This window comes from Enterovibrio calviensis DSM 14347 (assembly GCF_000621165.1).
Classification (GTDB): Bacteria; Pseudomonadota; Gammaproteobacteria; order Enterobacterales; family Vibrionaceae; genus Enterovibrio; species Enterovibrio calviensis.
Map to the genome: position 1 here is coordinate 84,305 of NZ_JHZA01000009.1, position 12,915 is coordinate 97,219.

Here is a 12,915-nt window from a genome sequence, read left to right on the forward strand (position 1 = left end):
AGACTTTGATTCATGATGAAGAAGTATCTCTTACTGCTTTCTGCTCTGTTGATATCCCCGTTGGCGATGTCAGCCCCAGAGCATCCTCAATCCTTTTCGAAAGCCAAGCGCATCGCGCAAAAAATCTATCAAGACTACCCGACCTCTTTTTACTGTGGCTGTGATATCGAATGGCAAGGTAAGAAAGGCGTCCCGCAATTGGATGATTGTGGTTACCAAGTCCGAAAGCAACTCAAGCGAGCAAGCCGCATCGAGTGGGAACATGTGGTTCCGGCATGGCAGTTCGGCCACCAGCGTCAATGCTGGCAAGATGGCGGACGCAAAAACTGTGGCAGAACCGACCCAGCATTTCGTTTGATGGAAGCTGACCTGCACAACCTCGTCCCCGCGATTGGCGAAGTGAATGGCGACCGCTCAAACTACCGTTTCTCACAATGGAACGGCGACAAAGGCGCGTTTTATGGCCAGTGCGACATGAAAGTCGACTTCAAGCAGCGTGCTGTCGATCCCCCAGCGCAAAGCCGAGGCGCGATTGCTCGTATCTACCAATACATGAATCAGCAATACGATTTTCGTTTAGCATCAGCACAGAAAAAGCTCATGAACGCGTGGGATAAAACCTATCCAGTCACTGCTTGGGAATGTGAGCGTGACCGTCGCATTGCCCGTAATCAAGGGAATCACAACCCGTTCGTGAAAGTGGCATGCGAAAAGGCAGGTCTATAACCTCACCTTAGAAGGCCGTAAACTTGCGCTCACCTTACACCCGAGATTACGGCCAAAATTACAGGCAAAACTACAGTCAATGAGCAGTAGCATGCTAAACTGCTGCTCATTATTTCCAAGACCAAAACCACCATGCGTATCCCAAGAATTTTCCATCCTGAATTGCTGCCTAACAGCGGCCGTGTCGCACTTGATGATGATGCGGCAAATCATGTTGGCCGTGTATTGCGTATGCAAGTTGGACAAGAAGTCCTGCTCTTTGATGGCAGCGGCGCTGAATTCCCCGCAGTGATCTGTGACGTTTCAAAAAAGAACGTCAACGTCGATATCACTGAACGTGTCGAGCGCAGCATTGAATCGCCGCTAGACTTGCACCTTGGTCAAGTCATCAGTCGCGGCGACAAAATGGAGTTCACCATTCAAAAATCTGTCGAGCTTGGCGTCAATGTGATTACGCCACTGATCTCTGAACGATGTGGTGTCAAACTCAACGCCGACCGCTTTGACAAGAAATTGCAGCAATGGCAGAAGATTGCGATTGCTGCCTGCGAACAATCTGGCCGAAACATCGTCCCAGAAATCCGCCCAGTGATGGCGTTGGATGCCTGGAGTCAGGAAGCGTTTGATGGTTTGAAACTCAACCTTCACCCTCGCGCCAAATATTCCATCAATACCCTGCCGCAGCCTGTTAATCGCGTGCGCCTATTGATTGGCCCTGAAGGCGGTTTGTCAGCAGAAGAAATTGAAAAGACCCGTGAGCACGGGTTTGAAGAAACACTTTTGGGACCGCGTGTGCTGCGCACTGAAACCGCAGCATTGACCGCAATTACGGCATTGCAGGTTCGCTTTGGTGACCTTGGTTAATGACACCAAGTTTAACGGCGACGAACTTGCCAGATAAGGAAGACAGAATGATCAAACTGGGTATCGTGATGGACCCAATTGAGTCCATCAACATCAAGAAAGATTCTTCTTTTGCCATGATGCTAGAAGCACAAGCGCGTGGCTGGGAAATTCACTACATGCAGATGAATGACTTGTCGCTGGAGCAAGGAAAAGCCCTTGCTCGCACCAAGATCATCAGCGTAGAACAAAACCCTGAGAAGTGGTTTGACGTAAAAAGCGAGCAAGAGATCGCACTGGCCGATCTTGATGCTGTCTTGATGCGTAAAGACCCGCCGTTCGACACGGAATACATCTACGCAACGTACATTCTTGAGCGCGCGGAAGTGGAAGGATGCTTAATCGTTAACAAACCGCAAAGCCTCCGTGATTGTAACGAAAAGCTATTCACCGCTTGGTTCCCAGAGCACACGCCAATCACCTTGGTGACGCGTCGTGACGACCAAATCAAAGCGTTCCATGAAAAACACGGCGACGTGATTTTGAAGCCGCTTGATGGCATGGGCGGTTCTTCTATCTTCCGCGTGAAGAAGGGCGATCCTAACCTATCCGTGATCATCGAAACACTGACCAGTCTTGGCACTAACTACTGCATGGCGCAGACGTTCGTTCCAGACATCAGCAATGGCGACAAGCGTATTCTAGTGGTTGACGGCGAGCCGATGCCATACTGTTTGGCGCGTATTCCAGCCAAAGGCGAAACACGCGGTAACCTTGCAGCAGGTGGTCGCGGTGAAGCGCGTCCTTTAAGTGACACCGACTGGGCCATTGCCCGTGCTGTCGCACCAACGCTGAAAGAAAAAGGCCTGATCTTTGTCGGTCTGGATATCATTGGCGACAAGCTGACTGAAATTAATGTCACGAGTCCAACGTGTATCCGTGAAATTGAAGCGGCCTTTGATATCAACATCAGCGGCAAGTTGATGGATGCCATCGAAGCTCGCCTGCAAAAGTAATCGTACACAGTCTTGTGCAGTTTCCTCTGCACAAGGCTGACTTTCTTTCGCTTACCGCTCATACTGAACGTAGGCACTCTGCAATGTTCGCACCTGCCATCATTACGCATTTTTTGAAAACAAGCACCTTTGCGCCAACGCAACTTAGTAGTGGAAGGGCATCATGAATTTTAAAAACCATTTTCTTGTCGCGATGCCTAGCATGGCAGACGACCGTTTTAAGCACAGTGTCATTTACATGTGCGAACACAATGAAGACGGCGCGATGGGGCTTGTGATAAACCAGCCTATCAACATTTCTGTTGCTAACATGCTGGAGCAAATTGAAGTCGATCGCGATCATCATGTCACTCAGCCCTTGAGCCTTGATCAACCAGTGCTGTTTGGTGGCCCCGTATCAGAAGACCGTGGTTTTGTACTTCACAAAAACAAACAGACATTTGGTTCAAGCATTCAACTTTCAGATGCGCTGACGGTCACCACCTCAAAAGACATCTTGGCCATCTTAGGCACGAATGACGAGCCAGAGCAGTTCATTGTCGCACTGGGTTATTCCGGCTGGGATGCAGGTCAATTAGAGAAAGAATTGGCGGAAAACAGCTGGCTAACCATTGAAGCTGACCCTGCCGTCATTTTTGATACCCCAATCAATGAGCGCTGGGAGACCGCGTTGAAGCATTTGGGTATCAGTGCGCTCAATCTATCGTCCGATATTGGACACGCATAAGAGACATCCCATGAGTAACATCCAAACCGTGCTGGGTTTCGACTACGGCACAAAAAGTATTGGCACCGCTATCGGGCAAGCCATTACAGGTACAGCAACGCCGCTTAAAGCGCTCAAAGCCAAAGACGGCATTCCTAGCTGGGAAGCGATTGAAGCCATTTTAAAAGAGTGGAAACCTGATGTGGTCGTGGTTGGATTACCTCTAGACTTACAAGGCGGCGAGCTCGAAACCATTACACCTCGTGCGCGCAAGTTTGCGAATCGTCTTAAAGGGCGCTTTGGTGTGAACGTCGAACTACACGACGAGCGACTCACCACCACAGAGGCGCGTTCATCACTGTTTGAACAAGGCGGTTATCGCGCACTAGGAAAAGGCAATATTGACTGTCAATCCGCCGTCATCATTGTCGAAAGTTGGTTTGAACATCAATACAGCTAAAAAAAGCGCCAATGGCGCTTTTTTTTATTTCGCTATCGACCTTCGATGCTTACGTCTGCCAACGACAACGAGCCATCAGACTGCTCTGCCATTTTCATCATCAACTTCAATTCATTGCGAGAATCCGCATGATGCAAGGCTTCTTCTTGGGAGATTTTCCCAGCCTGATACAACGTAAACAGTGATTGGTCGAAGGTACACATACCCGCGTTTTCACCCCTACCAATACTGGCTTTCAATTCATGCAACTCACCACGACGAATCAAATCCGACACGTGTGAGGTATTCAGCAGTAGCTCGTAAGCACCGTGGCGTCCAACGCCACTAATATCTGGTACCAATTGTTGAGCGAGCACCCCACGAAGGTTCAGTGACAAATCAAACAAGAATTGCTCACGGCGTTCTTTTGGCACCAAGTGCAGCACGCGCTCTAGTGCTTGGTTGGCATTGTTAGCGTGCAACGTCGCAATACATAGATGGCCAGTTTCGGCAAATTGCATCGCGTACTCCATGGTCTCTCGGGTACGGATCTCACCGATCATGATCATGTCAGGTGCTTGGCGTAGCGAGTTTTTCAACGCGATCTCATAGCTTTCGGTATCAATGCCAATTTCACGCTGGGTCACAATGCACTTGTTGTGCGGGTGAATAAACTCAATAGGATCTTCGACCGTCAGAATGTGTCCGCTGCGGTGGGTATTTCGAAAGCCCACCATGGCTGCCATCGACGTCGATTTCCCCGACCCCGTCGCCCCAACGATCAACACCAACCCACGTTTTGCGATCGACAAATCCTGAATAACATCTGGTAAACCCAATGAGTGGATATCAGGGATGTTGGTCTCAATGCGGCGCATAACCATGCCGGGTAAATCTCGTTGCCAGAATGCACTGACACGAAAACGGCCAGTCTCGGTGACCAAAGCAAAGTTGGCTTCCCGCTCTATGATGAACTTTTGGTAAGTGTCTGCGTCCATGGCTTGTTTAATCAGCCCATTAACGCCAGCCTCATCCAGTCTGTCTCCTACTGGCTTCAAACTGCCGTCCACACGAAGCATGCAAGATGCCCCAACCGTGATGTAACAATCCGACGCACGTCGCGTGAGCATTTCATCGAGTAATTCAAAGAGCGGTGCTTTTGCTGTCATCCTTAAAATCCTGTCCCTGCACTGTCCAGTGCCTTGTTGGCTTCTTGGCTGTCTATCACGCCTTGCATCATTAGGTTGCGCAGCGCTTGTTCCATGGTTTGCATGCCCATACCGGATCCGGTTTGAATCATTGAATACATCTGCGCCACTTTGTCTTCGCGGATCAAGTTGCGAATGGCTGGTGTCGCAATCATGACTTCATGCGCCGCAACTCGGCCGCCCGTTACCTGCTTCAACAGTTTCTGTGATACGACCGCCCTTAGAGATTCTGACAACATCGAACGCACCATAGGTTTGTCTGCGCCCGGGAAGACATCAATGATACGGTCAACGGTCTTCGCAGCACTGGAGGTATGCAAGGTGCCAAACACCAAGTGGCCCGTTTCAGCTGCGGTCAATGCCAGACTAATGGTTTCTTGATCACGTAGCTCACCCACCAAAATCACATCGGGGTCTTCACGCAATGCGGAACGAAGCGCATTCTTAAATGAATGGGTATCTCGATGAACCTCTCGTTGGTTGATCAACGAGCTTTTCTGCTCATGGACAAACTCAATCGGATCTTCAATGGTGAGGATGTGACGATGTTGCTCACGATTAATTTTGTCGATCATCGCCGCCAACGTGGTGGATTTACCCGATCCCGTTGGCCCTGTTACCAACACCAATCCCTTTTGATAATTCACAAACTGCTCAAACACAGCAGGGGCATTAATCGCTTCTAAGGTTGGGATTTTAGATGGAATGTTTCGGAACACTGCTGCGCAGCCGCGAGCCTGGTGGAAGGCATTCACACGAAAGCGACCGACGGACGCGAGCTCAAACGAGAAGTCAACTTCGAGGTTTTGCTCAAACTCGCGCTGCTGTGAATCATTCATCACATCGAAGATAAGACGATTCACGTCATTATGCTCAAGCGCAGGTAGACTCAGCTTGCGGACATCACCATCAACGCGGACCATTGGCGGCACACCCGCAGAAAGATGTAGATCTGAGGCATTATGCTTTACACTAAAGTCCAATAATTCAGTAATATCCATTAATACGTTTCCTCGCAGAATTAGCCATGTGTAGTATCAGACAAAACCTAGAGCAGGTCACCAGCCAAATAGACAATGCCGCACAAAAATGCGGGAGAGACGCCTCTGGCGTGCAATTGTTGGCGGTGAGTAAAACCAAGCCTATCGAGGCGATCGCCGAAGCCATCAAGGCAGGCCATCGTCAGTTTGGCGAAAACTATGTGCAAGAAGGGGTGGATAAAATCACTCATTTCCGTCCTCTTCAGCCCGATCTGGAATGGCATTTCATTGGCCCAATCCAGTCCAATAAAACGCGCCCGATCGCTGAACACTTCGATTGGGTGCATTCGATTGATCGCAGCAAAGTCGCCCGTCGGCTCAGCGAGCAGCGTCCAAGTGACATGCCACCGCTACAAGTGCTTATCCAAATTAACACCAGCGGCGAAGCTTCGAAATCCGGCGCTGGCTTTGATGACGTTAGAGCATTGGCGGAAGAAATCGAAAGCATGCCGAACCTGACGCTAAGGGGGCTAATGTGCATTCCTCAGCCAGAAGAAAATCATGAAGCGCAAATGGCCGCTTTTGCGCCTTTGTCGACTCTATTTGAAGAAATGAAAGCCAACCGACCTCAATTCGATACGCTATCGATGGGGATGAGTGGTGATATGGATGCTGCCATAGCATCCAAAAGTACCATGGTGCGAATCGGTACAGCGCTATTTGGGGCAAGAGATTACAGCCAGCGCGGCGAGAAGTAATAGCGACACACTTTTTCAGGTAAGCCTGTTACGGCTTCCCCGACAACGAGGAATTTATTTGATGGAACAACGTACCATTGCCTTTATTGGCGCGGGCAACATGGCTCGCTCAATCATTGCTGGCCTCATTCAATCTGGCTACCCAGCATCTTTGTTGACGGCGGTTAATCGCACGCCCGAAAAGAGCGCAGCCTTTCGTGACAGCTTTGGCATCAATGCCAATGAAGATGCCATTGAAAGCGCTAAGCAGGCCGATGTGGTCGTGTTAGGCGTTAAACCACAAGGCATGGAAGAATTGCTCGCGAGTTTGACCGACATCGACTGGAGCCAAAAACTCGCCATTTCCATCGCGGCGGGTATTTCTGTTGCGCGCCTGTCTGAGATGGCTAGCGTACCACTCAATCTTGTTCGTGTGATGCCTAACACACCTTCGCTGGTTGGTGAGGGTATGAGCGGGCTTTATGCTCCAGACTCTGTATCTGAAGGTGATCGCCAATTTGCGGGCGACTTAATGCAAGCCGTCGGCAATATTTGTTGGGTCAGCGAAGAATCAGGCATCAATGGTATTATTGCCGCTGCAGGCAGTGCACCTGCCTACTTCTTCCGATTTATGGAAGCCATGCAAGCGGAAGCTGAACGCCAAGGCTTTGATAAAGACACGGCACGCCTTCTTGTGCAGCAGTCTGCACTCGGCGCAGCTAAAATGGTAGTTGCCAACCCAGACATTGAACTGGCAACCTTGAGAGAACAAGTGACATCCAAAGGCGGTACCACCGCTGAGGCACTGAACGTATTTAATAACAACCAACTGTCAGAGACGGTAGCAGAAGCCATGCAGGCAGCTGTGCGCCGCGCTGAAGAAATGGAATCGCTATTTTAGGGCTAATTTATGAACTCAATGAACTTCCTCGTTTCAACACTGTTCGACCTTTACATTATGGTGGTGTTGCTTCGAGTTTGGCTGCAATGGTCACGTGCAGATTTTTATAATCCATTCAGCCAGTTTGTCGTCAAAGCGACCCAACCTGTCGTTGCGCCACTGCGTCGCGTCATTCCCTCAATCGGGGCGTTTGACTTAGCAACCGTTCTGTTTGCTTATGTACTGTGTGTCGCCAAGTTCTTTGTCCTGCAAATGGTGAGTTCGGGCGGTATGCCTCCGTTTGATGCGACCTACCTGTTGATTGGTCTCATTGCCATGATCAAAGCGGCAGGCGGTTTGCTGTTCTGGGTACTGATTCTGCGCGCTATCTTGAGCTGGGTTAGCCAAGGTCGTAGCCCTATTGAATTTGTGATGGTTCAGTTGACTGAGCCTTTGGTCGCGCCTATCCGTCGTGTTCTGCCATCAATGGGCGGCCTAGATTTAAGCGTGCTTGTATTGTTCATCGTATTGCAGTTCTTGAACTTCTTTATCGGCGACCTTCTCAGCCCTTACTTCGGCAATTTGTGGTTCGTGCTGTAATCAATGAGCGCACCGCGCACTGCATGGCTGGATAACGAGGATCTGATCCTCAGGTTGTATATCCAGCCTAAAGCAAGCCGTGACCAGTGGATGGGCATACATGGCGAGGAAATCAAACTCGCCATTACCGCCCCACCGGTGGATGGCAAAGCCAATGCCCACCTCACCAAGTACCTGTCGAAACAATTCAAAGTCGCAAAAGGACTTATCGCGATAGAAAAAGGCGAGCTAGGCAGACACAAACAAGTCAGGGTAAAAAGCCCCGCCGTCTATCCTGATGCCATCAGTGATCTGATCCCCACGCTATCCAGTAAGTAAGTATTGAACGCACACCTCGTGGTGCGTTTATTCCATCAGACAAGGAACCAGTCATGAAATCGCGCATTTTATTCCTTATCAGCACCGTGTTGATGCTGATGTCGCCGCTCTCACACGCGGAACAATTGAAGAATATTGGCTCGTTAGAAGTGCATTACTCAGCACTCAACGCCACGTTTATTCCCCCGGCTGTGGCCAAGAGTTATGGCATTAAACGTAGTAGCGTAAATGCACTGATTAACATTGCTATCCTCGATAAAAATCAAGCAGGTAAACCGGCTCTCACTGCGAACATCACGGGTAAAGCGCGCAACCTACTTGGCACAACCAAACCCCTCACTTTTCGCGAAGTGCGTGAAGGCAAAGCTATCTACTATTTGGCAGAGTTTCGCTTCGCTAACGAAGAAAAGCTGATCTTCGACATCGAGGTTCAAGCGCAAGGTAATCGCTCAGGCAAACTCTCCTTCCAACAGCAGTTTTATAGCGAATAGCGTGGTAGATGACACCACATCACATTCAGGTATGATGGCGCTCACATGAAGCGCCATTTTTTATGGGTGGCGATCAGACGACAATTTGCGTTTGCTCTAGTGCGCCCTTTGCGGGTATCAGCACGAGCAACACCTTCAGGAGTAAAATGATGAGCAAAGTGGTTCTCGCGACAGGCAATGCAGGAAAGGTCAAAGAAATGGCCGACCTTCTGCAAGATTTCGGCTTCAATGTGCTTGCACAGAGTGAGTTCGGCATCAGTGACGCTGATGAAACAGGAACCACCTTCATTGAAAATGCCATCATCAAAGCACGTCACGCTGCGAAAGAAACGGGCTTACCTGCGATTGCTGATGATTCTGGCCTAGAAGTCGACTTCCTTAACGGCGCACCCGGCGTTTACAGTGCGCGCTATGCCGGTGAAGGCAAAGGCGACCAAGCCAATATCGACAAGCTGCTGGAGTGCATGGCTAACGCGCCTGACGACCAACGCAGTGCTCGTTTCCATTGTGTATTGGTGTACATGCGCCACGCGAATGATCCAACGCCACTGGTGTGCCATGGTGTATTCGAAGGCGAAATCACGCGCGAAGCGTCAGGCTCACATGGCTTTGGCTATGATCCGGTGTTCTACACCAAAGAACATGGCTGCACCTTGGCGAACCTTGAACCTGCAATCAAAAAACAATTATCACACCGTGGTCAGGCATTAAAGAAACTGTTTGCCGCCCTTCGTGACGAGAAGAAGTAAATCATCATGGCTGCTCAAATCCCACTCAGTCTTTATGTTCACATCCCTTGGTGCGTGCAAAAGTGCCCCTACTGCGATTTCAACTCGCACACCTTGAAAGGGGAAATTCCAGAGCAAGACTACATTACTGCGCTATTGGACGACTTGAAGCGAGATCTCGCCCGTTTTGAGGGAGTGAGCGGACGTCACCTGCATTCCATCTTCATTGGTGGCGGCACGCCAAGCCTGATGTCACCAGCAGAGATATCTCGATTATTGGTGGGTATTGATGAGCAAATTCCGTTTAAAGACGGCATCGAAATCACCATGGAAGCGAATCCCGGCACTGTAGAAGCAGACAAGTTCATCGCTTATCGTAGTGTGGGTGTAAACCGTATCTCGATTGGTGTGCAGAGCTTTGACAACGCAAAACTCAAGCGTCTGGGACGAATTCATGGCTCAGGCGAAGCCAAACGCGCAGCAGCCTTGGCACATGATGCAGAGCTAAACAGCTTTAACCTTGATTTGATGCACGGCCTGCCCGACCAAACCTTACAGAGCGCCTTGAGCGATCTTAGACAAGCCATCGAACTCGACCCGCCGCATTTGTCGTGGTATCAGCTCACCATCGAGCCCAATACCCAATACTATTCCAAACCGCCCACGCTACCTGACGACGATGATCTTTGGGATATTTTCGAGCAAGGCCACCAGCTCCTTACGGATGCAGGTTATGTACAGTATGAAACGTCCGGTTACAGCAAGCCGGATTATCAGTGCCAGCACAACCTGAACTACTGGCGTTTTGGGGACTATTTGGGCATTGGTTGCGGGGCGCATGGCAAGATCACCGCACCAACGGGAACCGTACAACGCACAGTAAAAGTGAAACACCCGCGCGGTTATCTCGATCCTGAGAAAGAATACCTCAGCGAATTGCATATAGTGGAAGCAGATGAAATGCCGTTTGAGTTTTTCATGAACAGATTCCGCTTAGTGGAAGCATGTCCGAAAGCAGATTTTTCTGCACGAACAGGTTTAACGCTAGATGTGATTGCCGAGCCGATTGCCAATGTCATCGCTCAAGGGCTGCTAAGCGAAACCGATACCCACTGGCAAGTTACCGCCAAAGGCCGTCTGTTCTTGAACGATCTTCTTTCCGCCTTCATCAACGAATGAAGGCAGCACGGTCGCTGTCTGATCCCTGATTGATTCGCCGTCAGGCAAAGCAAAGGACAGCGCTGTAGATGAAGACGTATCTGTTTGCCCTTATTATCGCTCTATGTTTACCGCACACCGCTTTCGGAACACCACAAACTGCTCAAACGCAAAATGAGCAGTTTGCGCCTCTTCCCGATTGGGTGACACCCATCGCCACGATCCCAACCTCCGATCCAACGGGTCATCATTACGATCAAGAATTCTTGTTGGTCGATAGACAACTCAACTTAGTGCCCAGCACACCCGTTGAATACAAACGCTACACCACCAAAATTGTATCTATTGAAGGGCTAGAATCGGGCTCGCAAATCTCCATCGACTTTGATCCTAGCTATCAAAAAGTGGCGATTCACCGCTTAGAACTCGTGCGCAATGGTCAGGTTATCGATCATACAAGTCATGCCAAAACGTCGCAGTTTAAACGCGAAACTGACTTAGATTCCTTGCTCTACAATGGTGATGAAACCCTGCATGTCGTGCTGAATGATGTGCAAGTGGGTGACGTTCTCGATTACAGCTATACCATCACGGGTTTCAATCCCGTGTTTGGAAGCAATCGCGAGTGGTACATCAAGACAGGGTGGGCAACCAGCGTTGCATTGGTCAATGCTCGAATTCTTGTGCCAGAATCGAGTCCCATTTCCGTGGTGAACTTGAGTAGCAAAGGGAAAGGCGTACTCAAAGAAATCACTCGCGGTAAAGTGCGCGAATACACTTACATTGAAAACAATAGCTTGTATGACTTTGACGAGTCAGAGCAGCCACGTTGGTTTAACCCCTACCCTTACTTGCATGTATCGAGTTATCGCTCGTGGAAGGACGTGGTGGACTGGGCATTGCCGCTGTATCAAGCATCACCGAGCGACAGTGATGTCCAAGCGCTAGCGAAAAAACTCGCACAAACCTACCCAGATGATCTCGAACAACAAATGGTTGCCGCTATCCATTACGTGCAAAACAACATTCGATATTTAGGCATAGAAAATGGTATTGGCTCCCATAAGCCTCGCCCGCCGCAGCAAATCTTGTCCCAAGGTTATGGTGATTGCAAAGACAAAGCCCTACTGCTTGTTTCTGTGCTTGGTGCGCTAGGTGTGACGGCACATCCCGCATTGGTGGACACGTATTGGCGCGATCAATTACCACAGCAACCTACAGCACCGTACAGCTTTAACCACGTGATCGTGCAGATCGAACACCAAGGCAAACCACTGTGGATTGATGCCACCCGTACCCATCAAGGCAATCGCCTAGATACATTGGCGCAAGCCAACCTTGGTTATGCATTGGTGCTCGCCCCTCATACTCAAGATCTCGACGCCATGCCTTCATCAGACGTGCCCATTACACAAGACGTAGAACAACGCTATGTAGTCAATCATGCCAATCAGCAGAGCTACCTGACCGTCACAACGACCTACCGCGGCCTTGAAGCCGAGCAATGGCGTCGTTATCTCGAATCCAAGCCTTTGAAAGAACTGGGTGAAGAGTATGCCAATTATTATGCAGGAGATTTTGGCGGGTTAGATTTCCTCCGCCCGCTGAGCGTGGACGACGATCGCAACGCCAATGAATTAGTGATCAACGAGGCGTATGTCATCAATGATCTTTGGTCGAAAAGTGAAGACACCTATTTCTTTATGATCTCCGGCGACATCGTGGATGACTATCTGACCAAGCCCGATCTTGTTCGTCGAAAAACCCCCTTCCGATATGGCACAGAGGGCGGCGTCCATCAAAAAATCACCCTCAGCCTGCCGGAATCGTGGGATATCGATCAATCTGATCATGCTATTAGCAGCCCCTATTTTGAATTCAAAAGCTCATTGAAAACCGTGTCGGGCCCGGGTGAAACCTTGTTAGACAAAACCTACGTCGAAGCAGACTATTACTACCGCGCCAAAAAGCGCCATGTTGACGCCAAAAATCTGCGCCAATACATGCGCCATGTGGATGATGCATGGAATAACGTTGATTACGAGTTTAGCTACCGACAATAAGCCAAGTAGCCAAGCTGCAAAA

General features: G+C 49.7%; 15 protein-coding genes. 13 read left to right on the forward strand and 2 right to left on the reverse strand.

Features of this window, described 5'->3' with window-relative positions; genetic code table 11:
* Positions 1-15: 15 nt before the first annotated feature.
* From Q365_RS0108875 to ruvX, 5 genes are all read left to right on the forward strand, one after another.
* Positions 16-726: an endonuclease gene (locus tag Q365_RS0108875; RefSeq protein ID WP_028023009.1), complete on the forward strand. Its 711-nt coding sequence runs from the start codon at positions 16-18 to the stop codon at positions 724-726.
* A gap of 132 nt (positions 727-858) precedes the next feature.
* A complete protein-coding gene (rsmE, locus tag Q365_RS0108880) occupies positions 859-1,590 on the forward strand; it encodes a 16S rRNA (uracil(1498)-N(3))-methyltransferase (RefSeq protein ID WP_028023010.1) in 732 nt (243 codons plus the stop codon).
* A 47-nt stretch (positions 1,591-1,637) separates the two neighbouring features.
* Positions 1,638-2,585, forward strand: coding sequence for a glutathione synthase (gene gshB, locus Q365_RS0108885; RefSeq protein ID WP_028023011.1), 948 nt, complete (start codon positions 1,638-1,640; stop codon positions 2,583-2,585).
* A 163-nt stretch (positions 2,586-2,748) separates the two neighbouring features.
* Complete coding sequence (locus tag Q365_RS0108890; RefSeq protein ID WP_028023012.1) at positions 2,749-3,312, forward strand: YqgE/AlgH family protein; 564 nt, start codon at positions 2,749-2,751, stop codon at positions 3,310-3,312.
* Between the two features lie 10 nt (positions 3,313-3,322).
* Positions 3,323-3,751 (forward strand): Holliday junction resolvase RuvX, encoded by a 429-nt coding sequence (gene ruvX, locus Q365_RS0108895; RefSeq protein ID WP_028023013.1) that lies wholly within the window; start codon positions 3,323-3,325, stop codon positions 3,749-3,751.
* 32 nt (positions 3,752-3,783) lie between these two features.
* Here ruvX and Q365_RS0108900 read toward each other — a convergent pair whose 3' ends face one another.
* Positions 3,784-4,899, reverse strand: a complete 1,116-nt coding sequence (locus tag Q365_RS0108900) for a PilT/PilU family type 4a pilus ATPase (RefSeq protein ID WP_028023014.1) — start codon at positions 4,897-4,899, stop codon at positions 3,784-3,786.
* 2 nt (positions 4,900-4,901) lie between these two features.
* Complete coding sequence (locus Q365_RS0108905) at positions 4,902-5,939, reverse strand: type IV pilus twitching motility protein PilT (protein WP_028023015.1); 1,038 nt, start codon at positions 5,937-5,939, stop codon at positions 4,902-4,904.
* A 26-nt stretch (positions 5,940-5,965) separates the two neighbouring features.
* Between Q365_RS0108905 and Q365_RS0108910 the strand changes: the two genes are divergently transcribed.
* From Q365_RS0108910 to Q365_RS0108945, 8 genes are all read left to right on the forward strand, one after another.
* A complete protein-coding gene (locus Q365_RS0108910) occupies positions 5,966-6,676 on the forward strand; it encodes a YggS family pyridoxal phosphate-dependent enzyme (protein WP_028023016.1) in 711 nt (236 codons plus the stop codon).
* Positions 6,677-6,737: 61 nt separating this feature from the next.
* Positions 6,738-7,556 (forward strand): pyrroline-5-carboxylate reductase, encoded by an 819-nt coding sequence (gene proC / locus Q365_RS0108915; protein ID WP_028023017.1) that lies wholly within the window; start codon positions 6,738-6,740, stop codon positions 7,554-7,556.
* Between the two features lie 9 nt (positions 7,557-7,565).
* Complete coding sequence (locus tag Q365_RS0108920; protein ID WP_028023018.1) at positions 7,566-8,135, forward strand: YggT family protein; 570 nt, start codon at positions 7,566-7,568, stop codon at positions 8,133-8,135.
* A 3-nt stretch (positions 8,136-8,138) separates the two neighbouring features.
* A complete protein-coding gene (yggU, locus tag Q365_RS0108925; RefSeq protein ID WP_028023019.1) occupies positions 8,139-8,453 on the forward strand; it encodes a DUF167 family protein YggU in 315 nt (104 codons plus the stop codon).
* A gap of 53 nt (positions 8,454-8,506) precedes the next feature.
* A complete protein-coding gene (locus Q365_RS0108930; RefSeq protein WP_028023020.1) occupies positions 8,507-8,944 on the forward strand; it encodes a DUF4426 domain-containing protein in 438 nt (145 codons plus the stop codon).
* A gap of 149 nt (positions 8,945-9,093) precedes the next feature.
* Entirely contained in the window at positions 9,094-9,693 is a 600-nt protein-coding gene (locus tag Q365_RS0108935; RefSeq protein ID WP_028023021.1) for an XTP/dITP diphosphatase, read from the forward strand.
* Between the two features lie 6 nt (positions 9,694-9,699).
* The gene (hemW, locus tag Q365_RS0108940; protein WP_028023022.1) at positions 9,700-10,851 is read left to right on the forward strand and encodes a radical SAM family heme chaperone HemW; all 1,152 of its coding nucleotides are present in this window, start codon (positions 9,700-9,702) and stop codon (positions 10,849-10,851) included.
* Between the two features lie 68 nt (positions 10,852-10,919).
* Positions 10,920-12,893 carry a DUF3857 domain-containing transglutaminase family protein gene (locus Q365_RS0108945; protein WP_028023023.1) on the forward strand — a complete coding sequence of 658 codons (1,974 nt, stop codon included), beginning with the start codon at positions 10,920-10,922 and terminating at the stop codon, positions 12,891-12,893.
* Positions 12,894-12,915: the final 22 nt, after the last annotated feature.